At 39.3% G+C, this 25678-nt stretch carries 25 protein-coding genes and 1 pseudogene; 11 read left to right on the top strand and 15 right to left on the bottom strand.

Annotation, left to right across the window (positions count from 1 at the left end):
- Nucleotides 1–21 precede the first annotated feature (21 nt).
- The gene (locus ED622_RS02445) at nucleotides 22–834 is read right to left on the bottom strand and encodes an enoyl-CoA hydratase/isomerase family protein (RefSeq protein WP_122032372.1); all 813 of its coding nucleotides are present in this window, start codon (nucleotides 832–834) and stop codon (nucleotides 22–24) included.
- A gap of 178 nt (nucleotides 835–1012) precedes the next feature.
- On the opposite strand from ED622_RS02445, the gene ED622_RS02450 reads away from it, so the two are divergent.
- Entirely contained in the window at nucleotides 1013–1963 is a 951-nt protein-coding gene (locus ED622_RS02450; protein WP_122032373.1) for a LysR family transcriptional regulator, read from the top strand.
- Nucleotides 1964–1989: 26 nt separating this feature from the next.
- Here the strand turns inward: ED622_RS02450 and ED622_RS02455 are convergent, their stop codons facing one another.
- On the bottom strand, nucleotides 1990–2415 hold the full coding sequence (locus ED622_RS02455) for a MarR family winged helix-turn-helix transcriptional regulator (protein ID WP_162922427.1): 426 nt from the start codon (nucleotides 2413–2415) through the stop codon (nucleotides 1990–1992).
- Nucleotides 2416–2561: 146 nt separating this feature from the next.
- Here ED622_RS02455 and ED622_RS02460 point away from each other — a divergent pair, with 146 nt between their 5' ends.
- The 3 genes from ED622_RS02460 to ED622_RS02470 all read left to right on the top strand — a co-directional run bounded on the left by ED622_RS02460 (nucleotide 2562) and on the right by ED622_RS02470 (nucleotide 4724).
- Nucleotides 2562–2864, top strand: a complete 303-nt coding sequence (locus ED622_RS02460) for a DUF3861 domain-containing protein (RefSeq protein WP_122032375.1) — start codon at nucleotides 2562–2564, stop codon at nucleotides 2862–2864.
- 414 nt (nucleotides 2865–3278) lie between these two features.
- Nucleotides 3279–3761, top strand: coding sequence for a GNAT family N-acetyltransferase (locus ED622_RS02465; protein ID WP_122032828.1), 483 nt, complete (start codon nucleotides 3279–3281; stop codon nucleotides 3759–3761).
- Between the two features lie 21 nt (nucleotides 3762–3782).
- Nucleotides 3783–4724 carry a LysR family transcriptional regulator gene (locus ED622_RS02470; RefSeq protein WP_122032376.1) on the top strand — a complete coding sequence of 314 codons (942 nt, stop codon included), beginning with the start codon at nucleotides 3783–3785 and terminating at the stop codon, nucleotides 4722–4724.
- Between the two features lie 11 nt (nucleotides 4725–4735).
- Here ED622_RS02470 and ED622_RS02475 read toward each other — a convergent pair.
- The 4 genes and pseudogenes from ED622_RS02475 to ED622_RS02490 form a co-directional block, all read right to left on the bottom strand.
- A pseudogene (locus ED622_RS02475) lies at nucleotides 4736–5143 on the bottom strand (NADH oxidase); the annotation flags it as partial.
- Nucleotides 5144–5154: 11 nt separating this feature from the next.
- On the bottom strand, nucleotides 5155–6480 hold the full coding sequence (locus ED622_RS02480) for a carbohydrate porin (protein WP_122032377.1): 1326 nt from the start codon (nucleotides 6478–6480) through the stop codon (nucleotides 5155–5157).
- A 208-nt stretch (nucleotides 6481–6688) separates the two neighbouring features.
- Nucleotides 6689–7861: a dipeptidase gene (locus ED622_RS02485; protein ID WP_122032378.1), complete on the bottom strand. Its 1173-nt coding sequence runs from the start codon at nucleotides 7859–7861 to the stop codon at nucleotides 6689–6691.
- An 11-nt stretch (nucleotides 7862–7872) separates the two neighbouring features.
- Nucleotides 7873–8514, bottom strand: a complete 642-nt coding sequence (locus ED622_RS02490) for a DUF3299 domain-containing protein (RefSeq protein WP_122032379.1) — start codon at nucleotides 8512–8514, stop codon at nucleotides 7873–7875.
- Between the two features lie 208 nt (nucleotides 8515–8722).
- Between ED622_RS02490 and ED622_RS02495 the strand changes: the two genes are divergently transcribed.
- On the top strand, nucleotides 8723–9727 hold the full coding sequence (locus tag ED622_RS02495; protein ID WP_122032380.1) for an AraC family transcriptional regulator: 1005 nt from the start codon (nucleotides 8723–8725) through the stop codon (nucleotides 9725–9727).
- A 49-nt stretch (nucleotides 9728–9776) separates the two neighbouring features.
- On the opposite strand, the gene ED622_RS02500 is transcribed toward ED622_RS02495, so the two are convergent.
- Both ED622_RS02500 and ED622_RS02505 read right to left on the bottom strand, forming a co-directional pair.
- Entirely contained in the window at nucleotides 9777–11012 is a 1236-nt protein-coding gene (locus ED622_RS02500; protein WP_122032381.1) for a dipeptidase, read from the bottom strand.
- Between the two features lie 274 nt (nucleotides 11013–11286).
- Nucleotides 11287–12384, bottom strand: a complete 1098-nt coding sequence (locus ED622_RS02505; protein ID WP_122032382.1) for an alkene reductase — start codon at nucleotides 12382–12384, stop codon at nucleotides 11287–11289.
- A 299-nt stretch (nucleotides 12385–12683) separates the two neighbouring features.
- Between ED622_RS02505 and ED622_RS02510 the strand changes: the two genes are divergently transcribed.
- The gene (locus ED622_RS02510) at nucleotides 12684–13592 is read left to right on the top strand and encodes a DMT family transporter (protein ID WP_162922428.1); all 909 of its coding nucleotides are present in this window, start codon (nucleotides 12684–12686) and stop codon (nucleotides 13590–13592) included.
- Here the strand turns inward: ED622_RS02510 and ED622_RS02515 are convergent.
- Nucleotides 13570–14448: a LysR family transcriptional regulator gene (locus tag ED622_RS02515; RefSeq protein ID WP_122032384.1), complete on the bottom strand. Its 879-nt coding sequence runs from the start codon at nucleotides 14446–14448 to the stop codon at nucleotides 13570–13572. The two genes, ED622_RS02510 and ED622_RS02515, sit on opposite strands and share 23 nt — an antisense overlap.
- A gap of 99 nt (nucleotides 14449–14547) precedes the next feature.
- Between ED622_RS02515 and ED622_RS02520 the strand changes: the two genes are divergently transcribed.
- Nucleotides 14548–14910 (top strand): DoxX family protein, encoded by a 363-nt coding sequence (locus ED622_RS02520; RefSeq protein WP_122032385.1) that lies wholly within the window; start codon nucleotides 14548–14550, stop codon nucleotides 14908–14910.
- Nucleotides 14911–14967: 57 nt separating this feature from the next.
- Here the strand turns inward: ED622_RS02520 and ED622_RS02525 are convergent, their stop codons facing one another.
- Together ED622_RS02525 and ED622_RS02530 are read right to left on the bottom strand one after the other, a co-directional pair.
- On the bottom strand, nucleotides 14968–15603 hold the full coding sequence (locus ED622_RS02525) for a CatB-related O-acetyltransferase (RefSeq protein ID WP_122032386.1): 636 nt from the start codon (nucleotides 15601–15603) through the stop codon (nucleotides 14968–14970).
- A gap of 254 nt (nucleotides 15604–15857) precedes the next feature.
- Nucleotides 15858–16232 carry a hypothetical protein gene (locus tag ED622_RS02530; RefSeq protein WP_122032387.1) on the bottom strand — a complete coding sequence of 125 codons (375 nt, stop codon included), beginning with the start codon at nucleotides 16230–16232 and terminating at the stop codon, nucleotides 15858–15860.
- A 429-nt stretch (nucleotides 16233–16661) separates the two neighbouring features.
- Between ED622_RS02530 and ED622_RS02535 the strand changes: the two genes are divergently transcribed.
- Nucleotides 16662–17576, top strand: coding sequence for a hypothetical protein (locus ED622_RS02535; RefSeq protein ID WP_122032388.1), 915 nt, complete (start codon nucleotides 16662–16664; stop codon nucleotides 17574–17576).
- 186 nt (nucleotides 17577–17762) lie between these two features.
- On the opposite strand, the gene ED622_RS02540 is transcribed toward ED622_RS02535, so the two are convergent.
- Nucleotides 17763–18968 (bottom strand): sugar efflux transporter, encoded by a 1206-nt coding sequence (locus tag ED622_RS02540; protein ID WP_122032389.1) that lies wholly within the window; start codon nucleotides 18966–18968, stop codon nucleotides 17763–17765.
- Between the two features lie 205 nt (nucleotides 18969–19173).
- On the opposite strand from ED622_RS02540, the gene ED622_RS02545 reads away from it, so the two are divergent.
- Nucleotides 19174–20061: an AraC family transcriptional regulator gene (locus ED622_RS02545; protein ID WP_122032390.1), complete on the top strand. Its 888-nt coding sequence runs from the start codon at nucleotides 19174–19176 to the stop codon at nucleotides 20059–20061.
- Between the two features lie 114 nt (nucleotides 20062–20175).
- Here ED622_RS02545 and ED622_RS02550 read toward each other — a convergent pair whose 3' ends face one another.
- Nucleotides 20176–21012, bottom strand: a complete 837-nt coding sequence (locus tag ED622_RS02550) for a delta-class carbonic anhydrase (protein WP_122032391.1) — start codon at nucleotides 21010–21012, stop codon at nucleotides 20176–20178.
- Nucleotides 21013–21267: 255 nt separating this feature from the next.
- Here ED622_RS02550 and ED622_RS02555 point away from each other — a divergent pair, with 255 nt between their 5' ends.
- A complete protein-coding gene (locus ED622_RS02555; protein WP_122032392.1) occupies nucleotides 21268–22107 on the top strand; it encodes a LysR family transcriptional regulator in 840 nt (279 codons plus the stop codon).
- 322 nt (nucleotides 22108–22429) lie between these two features.
- On the opposite strand, the gene ED622_RS02565 is transcribed toward ED622_RS02555, so the two are convergent.
- Nucleotides 22430–23398, bottom strand: a complete 969-nt coding sequence (locus ED622_RS02565; RefSeq protein ID WP_122032394.1) for a LysR family transcriptional regulator — start codon at nucleotides 23396–23398, stop codon at nucleotides 22430–22432.
- 144 nt (nucleotides 23399–23542) lie between these two features.
- On the opposite strand from ED622_RS02565, the gene ED622_RS02570 reads away from it, so the two are divergent.
- Nucleotides 23543–24607, top strand: a complete 1065-nt coding sequence (locus tag ED622_RS02570) for a DUF1214 domain-containing protein (protein WP_174213418.1) — start codon at nucleotides 23543–23545, stop codon at nucleotides 24605–24607.
- Nucleotides 24608–24708: 101 nt separating this feature from the next.
- Here ED622_RS02570 and ED622_RS02575 read toward each other — a convergent pair whose 3' ends face one another.
- On the bottom strand, nucleotides 24709–25449 hold the full coding sequence (locus ED622_RS02575; protein WP_122032395.1) for a TetR/AcrR family transcriptional regulator: 741 nt from the start codon (nucleotides 25447–25449) through the stop codon (nucleotides 24709–24711).
- Nucleotides 25450–25678 lie beyond the last annotated feature (229 nt).

Genomic DNA, 25678 nt, shown 5'->3' on the forward strand with positions numbered 1-25678 from the left:
TAATAATGGAGTGATTTAATTTTATTTAGACAGTTCAGCCGCCGTATCAACAAAAATACCTTGAATGTCTTTTGCTTCACGCTCTGTTTGTCCGCCATGTTTTAAAAATGCAGAGATAATAGCGGCTGTTTTTTGCTCTTTAGCACGTTCTAAAAAGTAACGTAACTCTAACTCTGCACCCGCGTCTTCATCTTTAATTGATGCAGCAATGATCTCTTTGTACATCACAATATCACGCACTTCTAATGTACTAATCACACCTAAAGTCATCGCTAAAAAGTTATCCATTTCTGCTTTAGGTACAAATTGAGTAATGATATTTAAGTTCTCAGCTTGTTGTGCTGTGAAATCGTTACCCAATAGAAGAGCTTGTAATGCTTTGTTTTTGCCCATTCTTCTTGCGAACTGAACCGCACCTTGGCCGCCAGTAGGAATATTTACGTGAACTTCTGGTTGAGCAAACGCTGCATTCTCAGTGCCGTAAGCAAGGTCACACGCCATAACAAACTCATTACCGCCCCCACGAGCCACACCATCAACCAAAGCAACAGACACTTGTTTCATCGCCTTGATGTTCATGATCATGTGGTTGAACTCAATAGACGCTGCTTGACCGCCTTGCGTGCCGTTAATCACGTTCAGATCAAGATGCGCTAAAAAGAAGGTTTCATGCAGTGATTTAAACACCACTACTTTAGTTTCTCGGTCATCTTTTAAAGAAAGTACATATTCATTAATTTCGTTGATTAGATTAATGGTTAATACATTCACTGGTGGGTTGTTGATAGCAACTGTTGCGATACCATTTTGATTAGTGATTGATAATGTTTTCATAATGTACTTCCTCTAAATCGCCTATTGGCTAGTTAAATATGGTTACGTTGAAAGGTCATCCTCTCCGTCAGTGAGATAACTATAAGCAATCCATTAGGTGAGAAAAATACCGTTAATGGCATAAGATTGATGCTAATATTGCACCAATGGTGTTTTTATTTATTCTCGTGAGGCTCAAATGGATTTTTCTAATCGCTTACTTTTATTGTTAGAAGTCACTGAACTTGGCTCTTTTACTAATGTTGCCGAGCAAAAGAATCTAGATCGCTCTGTCATATCAAAGCAGATCAGTCGCTTAGAAGAAGAGTTAGGGGTTCGCTTACTTAACCGCACCACGCGCTCGTTATCATTAACAGCAGCAGGTAATGAAATGGTGAGCCAAGCAAAACTGTTACGTGACTTGCTTAACAATACCCACCGTTTAGCGCAGAACTACCATTCAGAGCCAAGAGGGATATTAAAGATCACCAGCTCAATGATGTTTGGCCGTCAGTACGTTCAAGATGCGATCTCTGTTTTTCAGAAGCAATATCCTGATGTGAAATGCGAGCTAAGATTAGAAGACAGAGTGGTTGATATTGTGCAGGAAGGCTTTGATATTGGTTTTCGTATTGGTAGACCAAAGAACTCCAGTTTGATCTCTCGTAAGATTGCTCGAAGTCGTTTATTAATCGTCGCCTCTCCAGATTTCATTCAGGAACACGGTCAGATAGAGACAATTGAAACGCTGGAATCACTTCCAGCGACGATTTATGCCGCGCCTGGATTGTTCATCAATAAATTTAATTATCTCGATGAGAACAATATTGAACAGCAATTTCAACTTAATGTTGCTTATAAAGTGAATGATGTTGAGATGGTAGTAAAAAGCGCGGTGGCTGGTAATACGCTTGCTGTGGTCACTGCTCAAATGATTGAGAATGAAATCACTGAAGGGAAGCTTATCCCGATCATGACGCATTTGAATCTTGAAGATTTTGGGACTTTTTATGCCGTATACCCACATCGAGATGCACCCATCAAAACCAAGTTATTTATTGATGTATTAAAGTCGATCATTGGAGAAAGCTCCCCTATTTGGGAGCAGAATATACCAGGTTTCGCCAAATTATACGGCGGTACGAAGTAGTTTGTCGGTTTAGCTTTGAGCTGTTTTTAAGTGTTAAGGTTTCTCGCCATCTTCTCTGCAATACGCTTAAATTCAGCGATCTCTTCATTAGAGAGATCCATCGACACCTTTTCAAACATACTTTTATCAATCCCCGAGATTTTTTTCATGATCTCTTTGCCACCTTCAGTGATACGAAGGCATTGGCTGCGCTTATCTTCAGGATTAGGCTCTTTAATGATGAGATCTTGTGTAAGTAAACTGCTTAAAAGGCGTGTGACTTGAGCTTTATCTCTATGTAAATAATTAGCAATATCAACGGCTGTGCAATGTGGTTTGTGGTTAATGATCTTGATAACACGCACATGCATAGGCGTGATCCCAAGCGCTAACTCTTCAATTTGGTCATGCAAATTACGCTTTAACGTATGTACTAACGTGAACAAGCTATCTAATGATTTTCTATCAGACATAAATATTACCATTTAAAAGTGGTTGATATTATCAACTAAAAATATATAGTTGATATTATCAACTTAATTGAGCGTTCTTTCAAGAGGAAGTTCAAATTGGTTTGCTGTTGAATATGATGTCATCAAGACTATTAGAAGGTAGAACTATGATCCCTAAAATTAGAAAAGATAAGTGTTACCGAGTGACCATTGAAGAGATAACACCAGAGCAAGAAACAGCTCAAACATTGGCGTTTGAATTTCAAGATCGTGAAGATGTATTTAATATTGTCGATAAACTAAAACAAAAGAGTGGCTTAGAGCCAGAGATTGCAACAAAGGTAGGTGTTGCATTGCGTTTATTAGGTCCAGTGATGATGGCAAACCGTAAACATGAATTGTTTGTTGATTTTATGCCGCACTTTAAAACCTTTATGCAAAACTTGAAGAGTAAAGTGAAAGGCAAATAAAAAAGTAATACTTTAAGAACATATTGAAAACCTAAAGCCGAGTGAGGAATACACTCGGCTTTTCTGTGACTGAGTAAAGCCTAGATGAGCTGTATATTCTCTTCATAACTTCCTTCAATTAAACCGATTTAAATCCATTTTTATCTCTTAGAATACTCACCTCATACTGAAAGAGAGTTGTTCTAAAAACACGAGTAAATTTTGTTTTTAATATTACCTGCACAGCATTATTAAAATTACACCGAACTTTGACAAAGTATATGGTAGTAAGAGATAGTTTATAGAGTTGATTTTAAGTCATGCTAAGTATTCGTTAATGTGATTTTTAATCATAACTGTGTCACCTTATAGTTAATTCATCAAAGACAAAATGAGTAATCAAAGATGAATGAGATGAACCCTAAGAGAGAAATTATGAGTCTTAATATTGTTGAAGTGTCAGCAGGACATGATAAAGAGTTAAGCTGTGTTATCAAGCGTGTAGGAGCAGAATACGGTGCAGTAGGTGAGGGCTTTGGTCCATCAGATGCCGAAGTTGATGAGATGAGTGCCTATTACACCAAAGAAAATCGCAGTCATTATTTGGTCGCGTTACTGGATGGAAAAGTCGTAGGAGGTTGCGGTCTTGCTCCTTTTGGTAATGACACAAATACCTGTGAATTAAAAAAACTGTTCTTGCTTGAAGAAAGCAGAGGGTTAGGCCTTGGAAAGCAACTTGCTGTTGCGTGTTTAGCGTTTGGGAAAGAGCAGGGATTTACTCAATGTTATCTTGATACGCTTTCTAATATGGTTGCGGCAGTGCGATTGTACGAAAAACTAGGCTTTGAACATTTACCACAACCACTTGAAGAAACACTTCATGGGGCATGTGATGTTTGGATGCTAAAACAATTGTAAATAAGAACTCAAGGATGAGGTATGAATAACTACAAACTGCTACGCCCGTTATACACCTTGCTACAAACACGAAGTTTGACAGGATCAGCGAAACGCCTAAACGTAACACAATCAGCAATGAGTAGAACCTTAACTCAAATTAGAACCGCCTTTAATGATCCTATTTTGATCCGAGAGGGGAACCAGTTTGTGGTCAGTGCAAAAGGTGAGGCATTACTGAAAAAACTGCCATCAATATTGGCGACTCTTGATGACTTATATGACGTAGAGGTATTCTCTCCTAAAGAATGCAGCCGAGAGTTTACACTGGCTTACACCGCCTTTCTTTCGGAAGCCATTGTTCCCGTTATTTGCAAAGAAATAGTGGCTCAAGCACCTAATGCCTCGTTATATAGTCAGCTTTGGCAAGAGCAACACATTCAAGCGCTGTCTGAGAATAAGATTGAGCTTGTGGCCTCAACATTGGATTATTTCCCTGAGAATATTTATGGGAAAAAATTGATTGATGATGAGTACGTTATCATCATGGCTGATTCACATCCCTTAGCTAATCAAGCGGTGAGCCAAGACGTTTACTTTGAATCAAAGCACGTATTGGTTCATGGATTACGAGAAATGAAGCAGTATGTAGGAGATCTATTTCAGCAACATAAGAAAAAAAGAAAAGTACTCGCAAAGACCCCTTCATTTACTTCAGCCATAGAGCTTATATGCCAGACAGATGCGCTTGTGACTGCACCACTGCATATCGCTGGTCAATTTATCGATAAACTGCCAATTACCATTAAACCGTTACCGTTTGAGCTACCAGTTCATAGTTATTATTTACTTTGGCACAGTAAATTCCAGAATGATCCTGCTCACCGTTGGTTTAGAGATCAAAGTTTCTTGCTGTTACAACAGCATCTAAAAGAGACCTATGACGTGGGTAAGCTGAATCATCATGTAATAGATTTTAAATAGCGCTTCTCTGCTTACGCTCTGCGCTTTTTAAATGCATACCAACCTGCACTTAGTAGAGTTTTAAATACCACACCAAAGGCACTTAATTGAGGATCGGCCTCTTTTCCATCAGCAATACGCCACATTTGGTGTTCATACCAAACAAGCCCAACCATCGCCATTTTATCTAATGCCGGTTTGCCCGTTGTTGGTTCGGCTAGTGGCATGCCATGGTTTGGGTCTTCAATTAGTTTATTAGGAAAATCAGGGTCAACCGCCATGGTTCGTGCAATGCCAATGAAGTCAGTTGCAGAGGTGTTTAAGGCTTCATTCATTGCAGGAGCAGTACGAAAACCACCGGTAACAACCAAGGGGGTATTGACCAGTTTTCTTACTTTCTCCATGTAATCCATAAAGTAAGCTTCACGTTTAATGGTGCTTTCAATAATAATTAGATAATAATGCGAGCTCTAATTCCTGCAACCCATGTACTGTCTTCATTTGAAAAGGCAGGGTCTTTAATATATTGAAGATTAGGAGTGAGTTCGACAAATTCTCCTAATGCCATTTTGTAATATAACTCACTGGTTAATTGAGAGTCACTTGAGTCAGCTACCGAGTTAATGCTTTTCATTACATTAGAGAAGTCATTGTTGACTTCACTCCAGTTAAACGCAAACCCTAAGTTATTTTTTGCATTTCCTAAGCCAAAATATCCGAGTCCAGCCGTTACTGATTTATCGTAGAGTGCGACATCTCCTTCAGAAAACCCTCCTCGTATAAACGGCATAATTTGCGATGTTGCCATAAAACTGGCTGAAAAGTTAACCCCTTGGCCGCTTCCCCCATCGACGAGACTATGTTGAGTTCCAGAGTCTAAATGCCAAAATGTTAGGTGAATATTATCGGTGTAAATTTGCTCTTTAGAGGCAGTCCAACCCAGCTCAAGTGTCGTAAACAGTCGGTGATCATTAAATAAAGTATCAAAACCTTCTAATGGTTCATCCGATTTACCTTTACCATCAGCCACACCCGCAATGGTGTAAACATTATCAGTAATCATATGCCCTACAGCGAAGCCAAGAATGCCATCATCCGGTAAGCCAATCGCACCAGCACCAGTACTAAAAGCAAGGTTAGTAAATCCATTCCATGGGCTTGCTAACGCATAGACATCGACATAGTCAGTGGTATCTAAATAACCGACCATAAATGATGTATTACCGTTATTGAGTTTTTGCTTCCAGTATAGGTTGGTTAATCGAGTACCTTGATCGCTGTAAGCTGGACCTATCATTCCTCCGTAACCAATGCCGTTGCCAGCCCCAGTAAAATTGCCTTGGAAAGCAAGTTCTTTTGGTGTCATGTCAGAATAGCCGTGGCGGTGTTCTACTTTCCATACGACTCCTCCGGTATTACCTGTTTCTAACCCGACAAGATTCCATGAACCATAAAATCGTGCGACACCAGAAGATGCTTTATCTTCCCCGCCAGATACGGGGTCAGAAGCACTTAGGCCAAGCATTTGATAATCAAGCCCAAAAGTGAGATTGTGTTGCTCTGCTAAGTTTTCTCGCCAACTCTTTTTTTGTCGAGTATTTTCGGCAAGTGTATTATCGACCGTATCAGGGCTGCCAAAATTTGCGCTCGCGAGTAGGGAGGAAGAAAATAGAGCAACAGCAATACTTACCCCTAACGTACTGACTTTTAATAAAGAAAAGTGACGATTAATTTGAATCGGAAAAGGTTGTTGCAAGGAAGCGGTGTATTTATTCATAGGACCTTCCTAAAAGAATGGTTAAAAAGCTATTATGGCTAATATCCCATTTTAAAATTGTCATTTTGCGCCAATTGAAGTGAACAACTTAAGATTTACAGTATAAAGCTAGCGTGATTGATAGAAGCAAGAGATGAAAAGAAACGCCGCCTATTTGTGCATTACTGGTAGTATTTAGGCGACGTAAAAATAGAGACTTAGAGGTTCATTACCAAGTCTGTTCCCAAACTCTCATTAAGTTTCCAGAGTACATTTTTAGAATATCTTCGTTTTTATAGCCACGCTTCCAAAGCTCATCCGTTAAGGCTGGTAAAAACTTAGCAAGCTCAGCACCGCTGTCAGCACCACGATCAAAGGCATCAATCATGTAGCCAAAGTCGTTGTAGCTTTGGGGACTATTTTTGGCGAATGTTTTTACCAATGCAGTACTAAACATATCATCAGTAGCAATACCTACATGATCTATGCCGACTAACTTGATGTAGTATTCCAGCATATCAGCGGCTTGTGCAGGAGTGATATCGTCAGGGAAGATGCCATCTAACATCCACTCGGTAAATGTTGGGCTGACAACACCGCCCATCTTCGCTACACGGATAGCTTGTTCATCAGTAATTAAGCGATAACAAGGAGCTAGTGCTTCTTTCTTGATTTTTTCTTTAGGACTACATTCGTATAACCCTGCAGGACCTGAGTGAGTAAATACAGCAGGGACACCAGGATGTTTTTCTTCCATGTAGCTCATGATATCCATTGTGGTTTGATATGAGGTATGACTCATGTCGACTAAGATGCCATTTTTAACCATCTCATCAATGAGTGAACGACCCCAATCAGATAAGCCGATATCATCATAATGGAGTGCTTCGATTACGCCTAAACCAGTACGATAACGACCGTTATAAACGAGCTGCATAGTATTTACCCCCATGGCTTTAACGGTTGCTACTTTATTAAGATCGCCATTTAAAATGGTGGGTGTTTGTGAGTTCCAAATGAATACATATTTGCCATTTTCTTTGGCTTGTTTAATGTCTTCAACGGTATACCCAACGGTCATTGTGTCTGGGTGTTTATTGATTACACTTTGCCACTTATTACGCTCGGCTTCGAACTGTTCAAATGTATAATATGTTGCCGCCAACGTTGCACTTACCCCTGAAATTCCGGTATCAATAGCGCGTTGAATATAGTCTTCCATTTGTTTATCTTCAGTCCAACCTGCACCATAAGGTGAGGCAAACATGTCCATAACTAATGATTCTTTTACAAATGCCTGTGCTTTTTTAGAGGCATCCCAGCTCTTACTTTCTTGACTGGCATATGCACTGCCTGAGGCTAATGCTATCGAGATTAATGACACTGATAATTTTTTAAGCATATCCTTTACCTTTAATTATAGAGTTCTACTGAAGTTGCTAGCATGGTGTAAGCAGTATCGACTTCTGCGATACCATCTGATAATTGAACGTCTGATTTAGTGTTACTTGTGTTTAACTCTCCTTCTATCCACACTGGTGTATACAAGCTAATTAATTCAACGCCTTCTTTTGGGGTGACTAATACAATTTGGTTGGCTGGTGGTGGTGGAGTGTGGATACAAGCTCCGGCTGTTGGTACAAGCAAAAATTGAGTGACTAGCATACCGTCCATTTCTAATGGCACTATGTAGCCAGGCAAGCGTCCTGTTTTACCAATTAAGCTTTTATTTATTGAGTTTTGGGCGGAGTTACGTTGTTTTGCGATTTCAGCGCGCTGTTTTATTAGCTCTAGAATGTCGATGTTTGAATCGTTAAAACGTTGAATTGCAATTTCATAGTTTGCTTTAAGTTCAGGAGCGTTATCACTATCTAAATAAGTCATAACATTATATAAGTCGTATTTCTGCATGGAGGAAAAACGCACAAATGGGTCAATGAAAGATTTTGATTCTTCTGAGACTAAATCGCGCCAAGTCCACTGCTCCGAAGCATGGCTGTTCGTGCTTAAAGATAAGCAAACAACTAAAAATAGAAGACGTGAAAATGAAATCATAAAGCGTTCCTTCGCTATGTTTTTATTCAATAATACTGATTTAGCTATTATAGTTATGGGCAAATCATACTATTCATTTTACTATTAAGCTTATTGAATGTTAACTCCTAGTTAATTAATTTAGCATAGTAAATGTAAATATGTAACCAACTCAGTATTGCTTTTTGGCATCTTTAATATCAACAGGTTAGGCATAGGGTTTATCTATATGCAGCATTTACAATCTGGACTCTCTATGACTAAAACGATTCCGCTTATCCATAAAACAGCCGCAATAATGCAATTAGGCATACTGAAGCAATATGTAGATGATATGTGGCCAATAATTAATGAGGCTCAGTTACCCATTTATTTGGATTCTACCTCTGCGCAGTACATTCCTTTTCGAACGTTTGCGAAGTTTTTACAGGCTGTTTTTGAGCGCCTCTCATCACAAGATTTTATCACCTTTGTGCAGCAGGGCGCTGAGCGGTATTCCAAGGAAATTGCTCCCATTAAACAAGCAAAAACAATGCAGATATCACTTGATGCTTTGGGGTTATTTCTTCCTATTCAAAGCGCTAAACTTTCATCAGCTTTTCTCAATACAAAGTGTTTACAACATTGCCTTGAATTAACATTAGAGGATATTAAACCCTTTGGTTTCGTCAGTGAGCTTTATACTATTTGTGTTGCACATCATTACTTAACTCAGCACTGTTTTGATATCAAAGTACCTTCAAAATATCATGTAGTATCACAAGAAAAATCCGGTTTAGATAAGCTTCAAATTTCAACGGACACTCCTCAATTTATGGGACAAATGAGTACAGCCATTTTTTATAACTCTACTATTGAGGCATCAGCGAGTTCGCAGCAATTAACTTGGGAAAAAATAAAGCCTCCTTTTTCTAAACAACTTTCTAATGCGCTTGAAAGTTACATTGGGCGACAGGATTTAAGCTTGGAGGCGTTTAGTGACATCATTGGCATTCCGGTGCGGACTATTCAGCGTCACTTGGCGCAAGATGGTTCTAGCTACAGAAAAATAAAAGAATCGTTAAATATAGCATTTGCTAAGCGAGTAATGGTTGAAAGGGAGGTGTCGATCTCTGATATATCTGGACATCTGGGCTATACAGATCCTTCCCAATTTATTCGTGCCTTTAGAAAAATAGAAAACATAACCCCACTTCAATGGCGCAAGAAAGCGAGGACAGGAAGGAAATCCTAACCGTCCTGTGCATATAAAAATGCCAACGTTAATGTTGGCAAAAAATGAATTACGCTTTAGGTGTCCAAGTTTGTTGGTAAACACGCATTAAGTTACCAGCGAAGAGTTTCGTCAAATCTTCATTTGAATAACCCATCTTCCATAATTCATCCACAACGCCAGCAATATGCTTAGACAGCTCTGCACATCCTGTCGAGCCTTTACTAAAGGCATCAACCATGTATCCGTTATCTGCATACTTATCGGCATTAGCCATCGTAAATGGAACTACTTTAGCTGTCGTCATCATATCGTCAGTCGCAATGCCTACATGATCAATCCCCGCAACTTTTACTGCACCATCAATCATCTCTGCGAACTGTTTTGGAGTGATACCTTCAGGCCAAACGCCATCCATCATCCATTCAGTTGCTGTCACTGCTATTACACCATCCATTTTCGCCACAGTTTCAGCTTGCTCATCAGAGAGCAATCGGTAACACGCAGCTAAACGATAATCTGGATGATCTTTTTGTAGGTTTTTCTCGGCCATTCGTTGCTTTGTTTCGCTGAGAGTTTCATGTGGCTGACAATTATAAGTCGAAGCAATAGGGGAGTGTGAATAGATAACCGGAACCCCTTTATGGTGCTTCTGCATATAGTCTGTAATATCTTCGGTTGTGTAATGAGACGTATGAGATAAATCGACAGTAATACCATGTTTAACCATTTCATCAATGACTTCTTTACCAAAATCAGTTAGACCAGATTTATCACCATTTATCATAGAGATAACACCCGATCCCGTTAGTTCTGTTTCATTGTAGGTCAGTTGCATTGTTTTAATTCCATATTCTGCCATCACAGCAACGTTTGAAGCGTCCCCTTCTAAAGGCATTGTTGTTTGGCTTGCCCACATGATGGCATATTCACCATTATCATGAGCCAACTGGAAGTCTTCTACGCTATTAACATAACGGATAGGTGTTTTTGCCGAAGATGATGCTTTTTTCCATTTTGCGTGTTCAGATTTAAATGCAAGCATATTGGGGGTATGAGGAGCTGCAATGGTAACTGAAGCACCAGTTACGCCACGTTCATGAGCTAAATCAATGTACTGTGCAACCTCTGAATCAGCAGTAAAACCTACCGCGCTAGGAGAGGCGTAGAAATCTAATACTAGGTTATCTTTCACAAACTCTTTTGCTTCAGGAGAAGCGAATTCATACCAATCTTTGGTTTCAATTGATGCTGCAGCTGTTGTTGATAGTGATGCGATTATGGTCGCTAGGAATATTTTTTTCATTGTATTACCTCATACATTATTTAACGATTTAACCCGTAGTTGATGTAGAAGATAATAAGATAATTAATACCTTTAAATGTGCATTTTACGCCAGTGATGGTATTTGCCTGAGTCTTCGTGATAGTTTGATATAAAACAGCCAAGGTAAAATAATCATAGTGATGACTAGGTAAAGGACTTCACGTATAAATATATACTCTGAATATAAAAAATAACCCCACTTAAATAAGCAGGGTTATATGATTTATTTTTTGAACTCTAATTAGTAAGGCAATTACGCTTGATACTTAGGGTAATCTGTTAAGCCTTGCTCTGCACCGCCAAATAACGTATTTGGATCATGTTGAGCTAGAGGGTAACCGTGTTTAATGCGAGTCGGTAAATCAGGGTTCGCAACAAATGGACGACCAAAGCTGATCATGTTTGCTAAACCGCTTAATAATGCTTGATCTGCTTTTTCGGTATTGTAGCGACCAGCATAAATAATAGTGCCTTTGAATGCGTCACGAATTGCTTCTTTGAATTCTGTAGGTGTCTCAGGTGCATCATCCCAATCTACTTCAGCAATGTGCATATAAACCACATTGAGTTTATTTAATAACACAGCAGCAGCGGTGTAGGTTTCAATTGGAGTCTTATCAACTGTCCCATTTAATGAAGTAAACGGAGCAAGACGAACACCGACACGATCATGACCAATAGCGTCAGTCATTGCCTCAACCACTTCGCCTAAAAAGCGCAGACGATTGTCGATAGAACCACCATATTCATCGGTACGATTATTGGCTTCAGAATCAATAAATTGGTTAATTAAATAGCCATTTGCAGCATGAAGTTCAATGCCATCAAAACCAGCTTCTACTGCATTTAGCGCAGCTTGACGATACTCTGCAACAACATCAGTAATGTCTTGCTTTGTCATTTCACGAGGTTCAACCACATCAACAAAGCCCGGAGCATCAGTGCCATTATCAATAAACACTTTTACGTTTTCTGCTTTTAGTGCAGACGATGAAATAGGCTGTTGTCCACCAATATTATCAGGGTGAGTAACACGGCCAACGTGCCAAAGTTGAGCAAAAATAGCACCACCTTTTGCGTGCACAGCGTCAGTGACTTTTTTCCAACCTGCAATTTGTTCTTGAGAGTAGATACCAGGAGTCCATGCATAACCTTGGCCCATTTCTGAAATTTGAGTACCTTCAGCAATGATAAGCCCTGCAGTTGCGCGTTGTGCGTAATATTGCGCCATCATGTCGTTTGCAATGTTACCTGGTTGGGTAGCACGAGAGCGAGTCATTGGTGGCATAACAATACGGTTTTTAAGCGTAAGATTACCCAGTTGCATTGGTTGAAATAGTGCATTTGTCATGGTAAATCCTCTTTTTGCTTATGCGAAGGTTATTATTATCTAATTAGTGGAAGCGATGTGGTGCTTCCCTTTGCCTAGCTAACGGTTGTTATTTTGTATGGGATTAAGATATACAAAAAAGAGGGTTACATGAAATTATGATTGCTTATTATTTTAATAACAAAGTGTAATGATCTATTGTGGGGAGAGCAGATATTTGGAATAGAGCCTGAATCTCGATGTGATTAAGATAAGAGTTTTGGGTGCAGCGAGTAAACTAGGCTATCATTCATTACCTTCTAAATTTGGTTGATGTTGTTATGCCTACTTTCTCTTTTTCAATGATCCCGACAGGGGTTAGATTTATGTTTCTTTCTGCGCTTGGATTCGCGCTCATGTCGGCGTGTGTAAAATACGTGAGTAATTACGGCATTCCAGTATTTGAAATTGTGGCAGCAAGGGCATTAGTTTCTTTGATCATTAGCTATGCAGATGTGAAACGAAAAGGCATTTCGATATGGGGGCACAACAAGCCCTTACTTCTTGCTCGTGGGGCAGTAGGCACAGCAGCGCTTATGTGTGTTTACTACGCAGTGACGACCTTACCTCTGGCTGAAGCAACCATCTTACAATACGTTCACCCTATCTTTACCGCATTGCTCGGCGTCCTATTTCTTAAAGAACACATTCAAAAATCAACCATGATATGCATTGCGTTTTGTCTTTTGGGCTTGTTTGTTATGGTTCAACCAAGCATGAACAGTGGCAGTACAAGTGAACTGCCTGTTTTTAGTATCCTTGTTGCGTTGTGTGGTGCATTAGGAAGTTCGATTGCCTATGTGATAGTAAGAAAACTTAGCCAAACAGAAGACAGCTCGGTGATCATATTTTATTTCCCATTAGTGGCACTACCTATCTCAAGCGTACTGATTTGGAATGACTTTGTATGGCCAAGTCTGTTCCTTACCATGATCCTGATTTTAATCGGTATCTTCACGCAAATTGGACAATATGGACTGACCAAAGCCATGCAAACCCAAGCCGCAGGTAAAGCGTCTGCGTATTCCTATGTTCAGATTGTCTTTTCTGCGCTATTAGGTGTTTGGATATTTAATGAGATCCCATCAATGTGGACTTATATCGGTGGTGGTTTGATTGTGACCGGTGCGCTTATTAACGTATTTGGTAAGCAGTCAGTCTCTATTCCTAAGAAAAGTAATTTGAAATAAAATCAATAAACGCACGAATGCGTTGGGGTTGGTGCTCACTATCTTTATAGACCATGTACATAGGTAATTTCACCGTTTTATATTGGTCTAATATCTGCGTTAGTGAGCCCGATTTTAATTCGTGTTCTACCATCCATTTTGGCATTGCCGCTACGCCTTGTCCTAGTTTTGCCATTTGAACCAGCATCTCTGGGCTATCACTTCGTACTTGTTCTTTTATCTTAACTTTTGTCTCTTGCCCATCATTGAAACGCCATAGGTTCGATGGTGTCGATAACGAATAAGTTAGGCATTGGTGTTGTGCTAAATCGTCTGCAATTTCGATAGGAGGATGTTTTTCTAAATAGTCAGGAGAAGCAAAATAGGCGAGTTCATTATCCATTATCCATCTTGCTTTTAGCCCTGAGTCTTTGAGGTAGGCCGCTCGAATAGCAATGTCTATGTCGCTCTCAACTAAATCAACAAACTTATCCGATACCGACACATCAACAGAAAGCTCTGGGTGTGAATTTAGGAATTCATTGAGTGGCTCAGAGAGCTTTTGAACACTAAAAGCACTAGGAACAGACAGCTTTAAAGTGCCAGATATGGAGGTTTGTTCCTGTCGTAATTGAGATTCAACAAGGTTCATTTCGTCAGTAAGTTTCAGCGCTAAACGTAAATATTGTTTACCACCTGTTGTTAGGCTGATCGCACGAGCATGGCGGTGAAATAAGGTAATGCCTACTTGTTTTTCAAGCCATGCAATCTTTTTACTGACCGCACTTTGCGTTGTATTGAGTTCGTTCGCAGCAGCAGTAAATGTGCCTAATCTAGCAACACGAGTAAAGACGTTTAAACAATCAAACTTATCCATAGTCATTCCTATTTGGAATAGTAATAAACCTAATTCTAGTATTCTTCTATCTCAATTGGAATGCTTTAATGGCTCTATTGTTTATAGAGGAGTTACATCATGTTATTTATCCAAGGGTTATTAATCGCGTTTTTCTTGTTTGCTAGCTCAGTCAAAATGTTTGGCTGGGTAAAGGCGATATTTGAACCACAACTTGCCTTCTTTCATCGTTATGGCCTTAACCGTGCGGCAATGTTTGCTGTGGGTGTTATTGAAGCCACAGGTGCTGTTGTGATGCTAGTGGGAATGTTTACAGCAAACCCAGTATTAAGTGCGATGGGTGCTAGTTTAGTTACGCTAACTTCCATTGGGGCGATGTTCTTTCATTTTCGATTTGATACTTGGAAAGACGCGGTTCCATCAATGGTGACGTTAGTGTTGTCTCTTATTATTGCGTTACCGTTATTGGAGAGATTGATTTAGAGGGATAAGAAACGGTGCGACACTGCCGCACCGTTTGAGTTATTTAATAGTAATGCTCTAATTAAGCGTGTCGTAAGATGTGATGGCTTGCTTTAGTTGCTCAAAATCAGGGCTGCATAAATGCGGTTTGAGCGCATTGAATTTATCAGTAGGCCAATCGTAAACCTTAAAAGACAATAGCTCTTCTATCACGGAAGGCTCAAAGCGATATTTCACATGTTTTGCTGGAGAGCCTGCAACCACGCTATATGGCTCAACGTCTTTGGTGACGACACTATTTGCGGCAATAACGGCTCCTTCTCCAATCGCTACGCCGGGCATGATCATTGATCTCATGCCTAACCAAGCGCCGTCATGAATGTGAGTGTCCCCTTTGCTCGCATAAGAGTCGTCGATAAAGTCCATAAATGGGTATAAACAAAACCAATCTGTTCTGTGATTATGGTTTCCGCCCATTAAGATAATAACTTCAGCGGCGATACAGACGTAGTCACCAATATGAAGCTTATCGATTTCCCATCTTGGCTCCCATTGGCGGCTGATTTTATCTCCGTGTAAATATCGAACAACAGAGCTTTCAAAGCCGTTATCCCAGCAATCACTGTAGTAGCTATGGGTGCCTTTAATGTGAATGTTTTTGTTGGTTACGACTTCATGAAGTAACTGAAACTTTGACCAGTGCTTTTCTTGCATAATAAACCTTTAAACTTATATAAAAATAATGGAGTTGGCATTAATTTAAAATAAGTCAGTGGATTCTAGGTTGTTTCAGTAGGGGGATAAGCTTCATGATTATTGTCCTTACAATTTGAGGGGATAATAACACATTGAGTTGTTTTATGGGGTACTTCTGATATTTAGAAATATCGAGAGGTAAAAACAAAAAAGGCATTAGCAAATTTGATTCTGCTAATGCCTAGAATTTGTATATTGAGCGTTATTAACGCTTATTCAACGTCGCAATCAGTACAGCTTTGTAGAGCGATTTCGTGCTCAAATACTGCTACCTCGTTACCGTCTTTTAGCAACTCAGCGATTTCATCTGCAACTTCTTTCTCATCATCTGCTTCAATTTGACTTTCTAGTTCTTCTTCAGAGTAACCGTAGAAATTCAGTAATAAGTAATCACGAGCTTCAGCTTTAGTGCAAGTTACGTTTACTGAAAGATCAGCTTCAACGCCTTCTTGCTCGATAATTGCAGCCGCTTGGGCTACGACATCATCTTTCATTGTTGCTGTTAACCAACCAAGATCAGTGTTTACTTTGGTTTTTTTACAGTTAAAACAAGGCAGTTTGTGAAAGTAATATTGAAAGTTAGTCATAGGTAATTTCTCTTTGAGTGTTGTATAGCAAGATTATGCGTATTTTTGAGGAAAATACTATCTTAAATTAGGTTATTACCACGAAACTAATTTTCTGCGGATCAAAGATAAGTAGGTGAGCCTTTAGGGCGTTAATCTAAAGATGCCGATATTTTACTATGACACTCATGCCCTGTTCGGCTTCATATACCTACGCCATGCTCAGGAATAAAAAGCTTGCTGAGCTATAAACAATTTGTTACATATAAAATATGAATCGAAATTATGTAATCGCATTTAACGCAACTACCACCACCACGATAGATCTCGGGGGGTAGTTTTTTGCGTCTTAAAAAACCCTCTGAGCGAAACCGCCAGAGGGTTTTTTTATACCTGAAATTTTACATTTTTGAGTTATTCAAAATAGAGCGATCTTTACTAGGAGTAGATATGAAATTAGCAAAGAATGAAAAAATAGATAATGTAGGTTTGCAGTTATCTGGTGAAGCAAAGGCATTTGAAGGGGCAACAGAAATAACACCAGTCATCATTTATGGAAAGCGTCGCATCAAGAGTGACATGTTAGAAGAATTTAAGATCCAGTATCAAGAGTTTTCCAAGTCTATCTATGAGGCCAATCCAGATATTAAGGCTATATTTGCATTTCCAGACAAAGAAGATCCATTTGTTTACTGGCATGTTATCTGGGTTAAGAATGCAAATTCTTTCGAGAACTATTGGAATCGTCCAACTGAGAGTGAACCGTTATGGGCTACCTATAAAAGTACATCTGAAGACCCAGATACCCTGACTGTATATGGAGGTTGGGACAAGGGTGCACTTGCTGAAACTCAGGATATTCCATCTGTACGCTACGATTTTAAGAAAAGTATGGCTGGTTTTATTAAGACTGATGGCGGAGGAGAAGAGGGCCCTGCATTATTTGGATTTACTATGCGATATGTTAAACCTGACCAGATGAAAGCGTTAGGGGCTTCTTTTCAAACAGTCTGTAATTTATGGTATGAAAAAATTCCTGGGATTCTGATGGCTGCGGTATTTCCTGATGAAAAGACTCCGAATTTAGTCCATGATTTAAGGATTTTTGCAAACCATAGCGCATTTTTGGCGCATGTAGATAAATCAGATCAAGAGTTAACAGAGGCAATGGGGATATGGTTCGAAAACTACGACACAAGCATTCCATTCTCTGGTCAGCTTTATGCCGCTAACACAAAAGATGATGCATTGCATACAAGCTCAATCAAATCCAGTTCAACACCGCGAGCCCAGTTAGAAACATTCCATTTTGGGGAGCCTGATATGTTGGGTGTGATGCCTAACATGACGAGAAATGACTTGTAAACAGTCAATTCTAGTAATTAGAAATGCAGTGCTATTATGCTTTAGGCGCTTTACCGCGCCTCTCAACCGTCAGTAATCAGAGTAAGTACTGTATTCTAATTGTGGTTTTCCACTGAGTATTTACGTCAACAAAAAAGGGGGCAATCGCAAATCAGCTACTACCCCAGAGCTTAGATAGTATTAACCCTAAACCTCTCCAGCCACCGCACATTGGCCTTCAATTACTACCTTCTGTTTCTTCTCTAGCATCTCAAACACAATCAACAACACAGCAGCTATAACGGCACCAACAAAGCATAAATACAGTGCGCTGTAGTAGTTGTATAACTCACCCACAATACCCACCATCACGCTTGATACCAAGACACTGATGTTCAGCATGTTTGAGAACAGGGTAGAGGCCGTGCCTAATCGGTCTTTCATCATATCTTGCAGTGCGACCATTCCTAACGTTGCACACACACCAATGAAAAATCCATTAAGTATTTGAGCAATCAGCATACCTGTAAAACTGGTGGCTGATAGCATAACAAGAAAGAACATGGCACCAGATATTACACCAAGCGTCATTACTCTGGTTGTGCCTAGTTTTTCAGCCATTTTACCTGCTCCAAGCATCACTGGGATCTCGCAAGCTGCCGCCATACCAAACATTAAGCCTAACCAACTGACATCGACTTGCAGCTCTTGTGAAAGATACAGAGGCATACTGGTGATGTATAAATTGTTGGCAGAAAACGCACATACAATGATGAAACAATAGAGAATCACCATACGACCTAGTGGTTTATGCTCAACAATGGTTGCAGTTCGTTCTTCTTTTGTCACCACGTTATCAGGAATCAACTTAGCGATGATGAGTATTGCGATAGAGACCGTAATCGCAGAGACCGCAAACGCTGCACTAAAGCCAAATTGTGCTTTAAGCATGAACGCCGCAGGTGGACCAAATACCCATGCAATGGCAAGGCCTGCACGCATCTTGGCTAAAAAACTGGTGCTGTTAGCGACGTGTCTGTCACCATATTCTCGGCCTAGAGCAAACAGTTGACCAAAAGAAGCGCCACTGACACTACCAAACACTACGGCCATGGTAATTGCTAACCAATAATCACGAATAACGGTAAAACTGGCGACCAAAATTAAGTAACTTGCTAAAGAGACAATCAAAATGGTTTTACGGTTCCAATGCATGTCTGAGCGTTTGGCAATAAACTGAGATACGATCACAGAGCTGCTGACAGCGAGCGTCATATACAGGCTTAACATCATTGGTGATGCGCCCAACTCCTCTACAATAAATAAACTTGATAGTGGGTAAAAAAACGCACTACAAAGCCCAGTAATAAAGGCGATAAAAATAAACAAAAATGTCTTCTTGTTTTGCGGCATAGTGAAGCTCCAGTGTACGAAATAGAAAGTGGCTGAACCGTTTTATTTAGGCGTAGTCTACTCAATGATAGGGAAGGTGAGTGATGTTATTCGAGCTACCTCTAATACTATTCAGTCATTTTGTTATCTTTCTTTGACAGGTGACGCTTACACGATTAGCCTGAGAGTGACATATTTAGAGCGGTATTAACCGTTAAGGCCAAGAATGAAACCATTTAAAGAACACGTGCAAAATGTGCCTAGTTTTGATTGGATAGTAAGAGAATTTCATTGTCGTGTAGAAGACAATGAGTTTGCGTGTTCTTGGCATTATCATTCTGAATATGAATTGGTGTTGTATCTAGACCCTGATGAGGCATTTCAAGGCAGTTATTTTGCAGGGGATGCGATTGGCGATATCCATCATAATTCTCTGCTTCTTTATGGGCCGGGTTTGCCTCATATGGTGGCAGGACGAAGCGTAAAATTAGAGCAGTCGAAGCATCACACCTTAATTATTTGGTTTGCTCATCATTGGGTTGAGCGCTTAATGGTACTGATCCCTGAAGCAAGAAATCTAAAGCGGTTATTAGATAATTCTGCTTATGGCCTATCGTTTAGCCCAGAAACCGCACATAAGATGTCAGAATTATTAAAACAAGCTAATACGTTAGATCGTCATTTGCAGGCGATAAAAGTGATTGAAATATTAGTCAGTCTTTCTGATGATACGAAAGCCAAAAAACTATCAACCACACCTTATCGAATTAAGCCGCTTTCTGATGATTCAGAATTAAATCATCGAATTGAGCGAGCAACTCGTTATATAGAAACATATTATGGTGATGCAATTAAGATCTCTGATTTATGTAAGCGACTTCATATGAGTGAAAGCTCGGCTTATCGAATGTTTGAGAAGCATTATGGAATGAGTTTTTCTGATCATCTAAAGCAATATCGTATTGGTAAGGCATGTGAGCTGTTAGCGAGTACTAACTTTCCTATCGCATTAGTGGCAGAAAAAACGGGATTTAAAAATATATCTAACTTTAATCGCCAGTTTAAAGAGTTAAAAATGATGACGCCGACTGAGTTTCGACGCCGATTTAATTAGATAAGAACGTTGGGCGCAATAGGTAAACGGCGCATCTTGATTATCTTCAGCATGATTAAATTAAGATTATAAAAAAGGCCGCAAGTAGCGACCTTTGAATAGATAGGGTAACAGTTAGTGCCCAGAAGAAAGTAGATCTGGATTAGTCACTAGGTTTCTTACACCATGTGCGTGATCTTCTTTAAAGTCATTTTCTGTTAACCATTCAGCGACAGAACTAATATTAACTTTAGTTACTTGCGGTCTAACGCTCCAAGTTACTTGTAAAGGTGATCCTTGCTCATTATAGCTAGGCCCTGTTGTTGAACCTGCATATTGAATTGCTTTCCCTGTATTAGCCGGAATGTTCACTGCTTGGTAATAACCTGATTTTTTAGCGTATTCAGTTAAATAGTCAAAATTTTGAGCTGAACTATCATTAACTAAAACATACACTTGTGTTTCTACACGTAATTGTGGGTTTCCAATTGAGTCAGATAAACATGCACCAAGTGTTGGACCGGGCTTAACGTTAGCCGTGGTATGAACATAATGTACTTCAATGGTGTCACCAGATTGTAGTGTGCCATTTTTGTGATTAAATGGTTTTAGCTCTGCTTTACTTAATTTACCATTATACGCATAACCAGTATTGCTGCCCTTTCCATCGCCATTGCCAACGTAGGTAGTAAATTCGCCACCTTTATGTTCCGCATTTTTATGGAAATGAATATTACATAAATTCATTTGAGTATATTCTGGTGCTAATCCAAATAGACGTTGATTATTGCCAGTTAAGTTATCGATATCTCTAGGAGATTGAGGACCAAATCCTTTTCCATCAGTATTCTTTGATAGAGCCGCTTTCTGTTCAGTAATGACATTATCATTAACTGCTTTATTAGTGTCTGTAAAGGCTGCGGCAGTAGTGCTCATAAAAACAAGTGAAGTAACCAGTAGTTTTGCTTTCATAAAATAGATACCTTATCGTGATAACATTATCAAAATAAATTTACATAAGAATTAGATATTATAAAACGAAAAGAATGTAACATTAGTGTACGCAATGTTACAGATGTAAGTGATTTGATGATTGCCTCTTATTTGCAAATATATTTCTATATAAAATACATACTTTGTTGTAAATAGTTCATTATTTTATAAAAAATACCAATGCTAATAGAGTGCTTATGTCGATTAAATCGAGATATCGAGTAGGGAAGCGAAATGAATTTAAACTTTATCAAACATTTTTTAGCGGTGTATGACTTTGGTAGCGTGACAAAAGCCGCTGATCATTTGAATATTACCCAGCCTTCAATGAGCAGTGCGATTAAAAAATTTGAAGAGAGTTACGGGCAGCCGCTATTTTTAAAAGTAGGGCGATCTCTTGAGCCAACCGATGCGGCTCATTCACTGGCCTATCAAGTGCGTCCGATAATGGAGCAACTTGTGGTGGCGTTGGAATCTCCACGTCGTTTGATAATCAGCGCGCCAGAAATCGTATTGCAATCTTTGCCTGATATGGCCGATGCTTTGCTGACAGAAAGCCCTGCCGTTGAGTACCAAATGCTTGATAAAATTCGCTCAGGTGAAGTTGATATTTTGATTGATGATATTACCGTGACTGACTACACCTTTGTGAGTGAGAGTTTAGGTAAATTGGATATCGCTTTTGCGTGTCGATGCGATCACCCAAGCATTACGGGTAATTCATTAAGTTTAGAGCAATTTAACCAAGCTGAGCATGTCATGCTTAAATTGAAAAACGAGAACATGGGCGCATTTGAAACCCGTCCTGATGAGATATTTGAGCGCAATATCGTTCGTGAAGTGAGTGGGCCATCTAATTTATTGTTAAGTGTTAGACACACGGATGCGATCTGCATTGTGGCTGAAAGTATGTTTGGTTTAGCCAAAGAGCTCGGCCTAAAAGTATTGGAGTCACCTTTTCCACTTCAACCGTATGAAATTAAGCTCATTTACCATCGCCGTAATATAAGCAATAAAACACATCAATATGTACGTGAGCAGATTAAAGCTAGACTAAGGGAACTGCATCAATAAATGCATAGATAAAAACTATGTATCGAATAGTCAGTGACCGATAGTTTCTCGTTATCAAGCATCATAGTATTACCTGATTAGAGTCTAATTCATTAATCTTTAATGAAAAATTAGATTTATTTGAATGATAGGTAAACCGGAGTTATTTGATGAAATTTGATAAAGATGTTGTTATTCCTCGTACACTGATTGCCGCTATTGTTGCTGTTTTAGTTATTGCTCCTAATGTGTAGCTGAGCGAGATATAAATACACTGCCAGCGGTACAAGTATCAGTTAGTGAGCTAACGAACTCCTCTACTTGACCGCTAAATCCCCCTAATCTACTGCTTAATCTTCTTTTCTGATTTATCTTGAAAACCTTTCTTTATTGACTCACTGATCATCAGTTTTAACCAGCGATGAGGTGAGCTAGTTAATGTTCTTCTGTGTTCAATTAAGTAAATATCAACAATATATGGTTTGCTATCAAACGCTTTAATTACTTTAAAACTTGAATCTAAAATTGAATCTTTTTCTAATAAATGCCCACCAATAATAAGGCGATCGGTGCCTTTAATCGATTCTATTAGGGTTGATAACTGCCCTGATTTAAGTGCAATATTTCTGTATTTCCCTTGTTTTCTTAGCTCTATATCTATGGGATTAAGGTACTCACCTTCCGATCGAATATCGAATGATAAATCCACAAATGAGTATTCAAGGCAATCATCTATAGTGATGTTTTCTTTTTGCAATAAAGGATGATCTGAAGCGCCATAAATAACAGGGTAGGTATAACCGATCTTCTCTGAGTGATATTCATCGTTAACGATCGTCTCTTTGATATGTATAGAGAAATCAACGTGACTCTCTTTTAGTAACAAAATAGGGTCAATGGCAGAGGGGTACTCTTCAAGAGTTACTTTTGGTGCTGCCTCATAAATTGCTTTGGCTAATGGGGCAGTAAGCAGTTTACTCATGAGTGGTGGTGTTGATATGCGAAAGGCTTTTTCACACGACTCAGCAGAAAAAGCGGAGTTGTTCACTAAATTATCAATCGAAAATAAAATAGCATCAAGCTGCTCCTCTAACTCTAATGTTTTAGCGGTAGGTTGTAAGCCGTTTGATTCACGATAAAACAGAGGATCATCAAATAGCTCTCTAAGACGGCCTAAAACTCGACTCATTGCAGGCTGAGAAAGAAATAGCTTCTCTGCTGCTCGCGATACGTTTTTTTCTTTAATTAATACACTAAGCGAGACGAGTAAGTTGAGATCAATTCGAGAAAGCGTTTGTTCAAGTGTTTTCATTCTTACCCTCACGGTATTAATGTTCAATAGAGATATTACACCACAGCATATCAGTTATGTGATCTTATGATTTCTATAAATGTGATTTGCAGTCTATTATTTAATCAATCCAACAGAATTGAATAACAGCTGAGGAGCTATTAAATGAAACTTTCTCTGATTACGAAAAGTGTTTTACTAGGTGCAATGGTTACGGCAACTTGCGTTTCGGCTTCTCAACCTACGACAAGTCTAGATGGTTTTTTTACTGCTGATGGAAAAATGGTGACAGCGCAGACGTACCCAACCGATGAAACGGCTCACCAAATTTTGAAGAATCAAGATCTTGTGGGGGTTAATGAGTTTTTACATAAACGCCAGCTTACCCCAACAGATGCACAGCCTGTGGTTCGTATGAACCGTGATACCTATTATTCAATGGCCGTTGTTGATGTATCAAGAGGGGCTACAGTGACAATGCCTGAGCTACCAGAAGGCAAATACATCTCAGTGCAACCGATTACAGAAGATCACCATATTCAACCAATGTACTACGGCGGTGGCACATTTAATTTATCGACTCATAGAGGTAAACATCTTTATTTAGTGATCCGTCTTGATGCTACTTTTACTGAAAAAGAAGCGGCGATGTATCAAGACCAAATGAAAATTAATGCCAATAGCGCAGAGCTGTTTACTTCTGAAAGTGTAAATCAAGCGTCATTTAAAAAAGTGGAAGATGAGTTGAAAGCTAAAATGCCAATGATCAATAAACGTGATGGCAGCGCAGCATTAACAGGCATGTTTACTGGTTTTAATGATGAATCGACGAAATTGTTTACTCAAGAGAAATATGAAGTTGGGGCTGCGATTGGTTGGGGCGGTGCTCAAATGATTGATAATATTTATGAAGTGTCAGGTAACTACCCGATAGATACTTGTTATCAAGCAACGTTTGAAGATCCTAAAAATAAAGCGTTTTGGTCTATCACTGTGTACAACAAAGCGGGCTTTATGTTTAATGACGTGGCGAACGTAAGCTCTAATACGGCGACGGCAAACGAAGATGGAACCTACACGGTAAGTTTTGGTTGTGGTGCAGATGCGCCGAACAATATTGAAACCGCGAACGATTCGGGTGTATTTAACTTAGGTATTCGTCATTACCAACCAAGCGATAAAGTTCGAATCGATGGTTACCGTATTTTACCAATGGTGAAAGCGCAGTAATTGAAATAAAGTAAAGAAGTTCGTAAGCCGTTAGATATTCTCTGACGGCTTTTTATTACTCTTATCGTGACTAAATGTAATGTTAGGAATATTCATATTTTTTATTCATTGATAGCAATAAGATTTTCTTGCTCTAACGGGCATTCCACATCAATTAATAATTCACTAAGTTCCGCGGGGCACAGCATATCTTCTTTAGCTACTGAGAACTTAGCAACCATGATTTGATTAAAAAGATTCCAATGTTGCAGTAACAGCTTTTCGTGGTTATCTGCAAACTTCGGCCAGGTTTCAGACATCATTGGCGTTAAGCTTGATGCACCATGAGCAAAAATTAGCATTTGCCACTTGGTTTCCCAAATATCGAGTTTTCCATCAGGGTTGGCTTCATTGTATTCTTCAAAAAGATCTTTAAATATCGCTTCAAATTCACACTTGGTTTTTAAGAAGTACTCAAGTAATGCGTTGTCATCTTGGCGAATGGCATCGGCGATCATTTTAATTGGCTGTGGGTTCATCAAGGTAAACGCAGACAGCTTAACGATGAAGAGATAAATACGATAGCTGGGTGTTTTATCGGTTGGTAGTGACTCGATAATGGCATCTAAGTAGCTTTGCATATGTTTATCACAGGCATCACAAATCGCCTTCCAAATCATATCTTTACTACCAAAGTGGTGACGAATAAGACTATGGGAAACGCCCGCTTTTTCACTGATATTACGCAGTGATACACGCTCGTAACCTAGCTCGCCAAACATCGTTGCCGCAACCATTAAGATTTGACATTTTGTTTGCTCAGCAGCTTCGGTACTTCTTTTTCCCTGCTTTTTCTCTGTCATTATTCACCCTTAGTTTGTGCTCTTAATTACCAATATATACGTATTAAGTGTTGCTAATCGCTTTGATTTCTGAACAGCCGAATGCGTATTGATGGCCTAAGCATACCAAGTTCAGCGCCTAACGCGTACTTAAAAATGCACTTTTCAACTATTTTACTGCACGGGTGTAAAATATATTGATCTACTTCAAATTAAAACTATACTGCACAGGTGTGTAATAAATAATATG

Source organism: Aliivibrio sp. EL58, from assembly GCF_900312675.1.
Taxonomy (GTDB): Bacteria; Pseudomonadota; Gammaproteobacteria; order Enterobacterales; family Vibrionaceae; genus Aliivibrio.

Bases quoted from the DNA above. Each gene is read 5' to 3' on its own strand.
- ED622_RS02545 (WP_122032390.1), top strand. From the start codon at position 19,174: ATGAAACCATTTAAAGAACACGTGCAAAATGTGCCTAGTTTTGATTGG.
- ED622_RS02445 (WP_122032372.1), bottom strand. From the start codon at position 834: ATGAAAACATTATCAATCACTAATCAAAATGGTATCGCAACAGTTGCT.
- ED622_RS02565 (WP_122032394.1), bottom strand. From the start codon at position 23,398: ATGAAAACACTTGAACAAACGCTTTCTCGAATTGATCTCAACTTACTC.
- ED622_RS02550 (WP_122032391.1), bottom strand. From the start codon at position 21,012: ATGAAAGCAAAACTACTGGTTACTTCACTTGTTTTTATGAGCACTACT.
- ED622_RS02515 (WP_122032384.1), bottom strand. From the start codon at position 14,448: ATGGATAAGTTTGATTGTTTAAACGTCTTTACTCGTGTTGCTAGATTA.
- ED622_RS02500 (WP_122032381.1), bottom strand. From the start codon at position 11,012: ATGAAAAAAATATTCCTAGCGACCATAATCGCATCACTATCAACAACA.
- ED622_RS02470 (WP_122032376.1), top strand. From the start codon at position 3,783: ATGAATAACTACAAACTGCTACGCCCGTTATACACCTTGCTACAAACA.
- ED622_RS02490 (WP_122032379.1), bottom strand. From the start codon at position 8,514: ATGATTTCATTTTCACGTCTTCTATTTTTAGTTGTTTGCTTATCTTTA.
- ED622_RS02555 (WP_122032392.1), top strand. From the start codon at position 21,268: ATGAATTTAAACTTTATCAAACATTTTTTAGCGGTGTATGACTTTGGT.
- ED622_RS02540 (WP_122032389.1), bottom strand. From the start codon at position 18,968: ATGCCGCAAAACAAGAAGACATTTTTGTTTATTTTTATCGCCTTTATT.
- ED622_RS02450 (WP_122032373.1), top strand. From the start codon at position 1,013: ATGGATTTTTCTAATCGCTTACTTTTATTGTTAGAAGTCACTGAACTT.
- ED622_RS02530 (WP_122032387.1), bottom strand. From the start codon at position 16,232: ATGACTAACTTTCAATATTACTTTCACAAACTGCCTTGTTTTAACTGT.
- ED622_RS02480 (WP_122032377.1), bottom strand. From the start codon at position 6,480: ATGAATAAATACACCGCTTCCTTGCAACAACCTTTTCCGATTCAAATT.
- ED622_RS02485 (WP_122032378.1), bottom strand. From the start codon at position 7,861: ATGCTTAAAAAATTATCAGTGTCATTAATCTCGATAGCATTAGCCTCA.
- ED622_RS02570 (WP_174213418.1), top strand. From the start codon at position 23,543: ATGAAACTTTCTCTGATTACGAAAAGTGTTTTACTAGGTGCAATGGTT.
- ED622_RS02525 (WP_122032386.1), bottom strand. From the start codon at position 15,603: ATGCAAGAAAAGCACTGGTCAAAGTTTCAGTTACTTCATGAAGTCGTA.
- ED622_RS02520 (WP_122032385.1), top strand. From the start codon at position 14,548: ATGTTATTTATCCAAGGGTTATTAATCGCGTTTTTCTTGTTTGCTAGC.
- ED622_RS02575 (WP_122032395.1), bottom strand. From the start codon at position 25,449: ATGACAGAGAAAAAGCAGGGAAAAAGAAGTACCGAAGCTGCTGAGCAA.
- ED622_RS02535 (WP_122032388.1), top strand. From the start codon at position 16,662: ATGAAATTAGCAAAGAATGAAAAAATAGATAATGTAGGTTTGCAGTTA.
- ED622_RS02465 (WP_122032828.1), top strand. From the start codon at position 3,279: ATGAGTCTTAATATTGTTGAAGTGTCAGCAGGACATGATAAAGAGTTA.
- ED622_RS02510 (WP_162922428.1), top strand. From the start codon at position 12,684: ATGCCTACTTTCTCTTTTTCAATGATCCCGACAGGGGTTAGATTTATG.
- ED622_RS02495 (WP_122032380.1), top strand. From the start codon at position 8,723: ATGCAGCATTTACAATCTGGACTCTCTATGACTAAAACGATTCCGCTT.
- ED622_RS02455 (WP_162922427.1), bottom strand. From the start codon at position 2,415: ATGTCTGATAGAAAATCATTAGATAGCTTGTTCACGTTAGTACATACG.
- ED622_RS02505 (WP_122032382.1), bottom strand. From the start codon at position 12,384: ATGACAAATGCACTATTTCAACCAATGCAACTGGGTAATCTTACGCTT.
- ED622_RS02460 (WP_122032375.1), top strand. From the start codon at position 2,562: ATGATCCCTAAAATTAGAAAAGATAAGTGTTACCGAGTGACCATTGAA.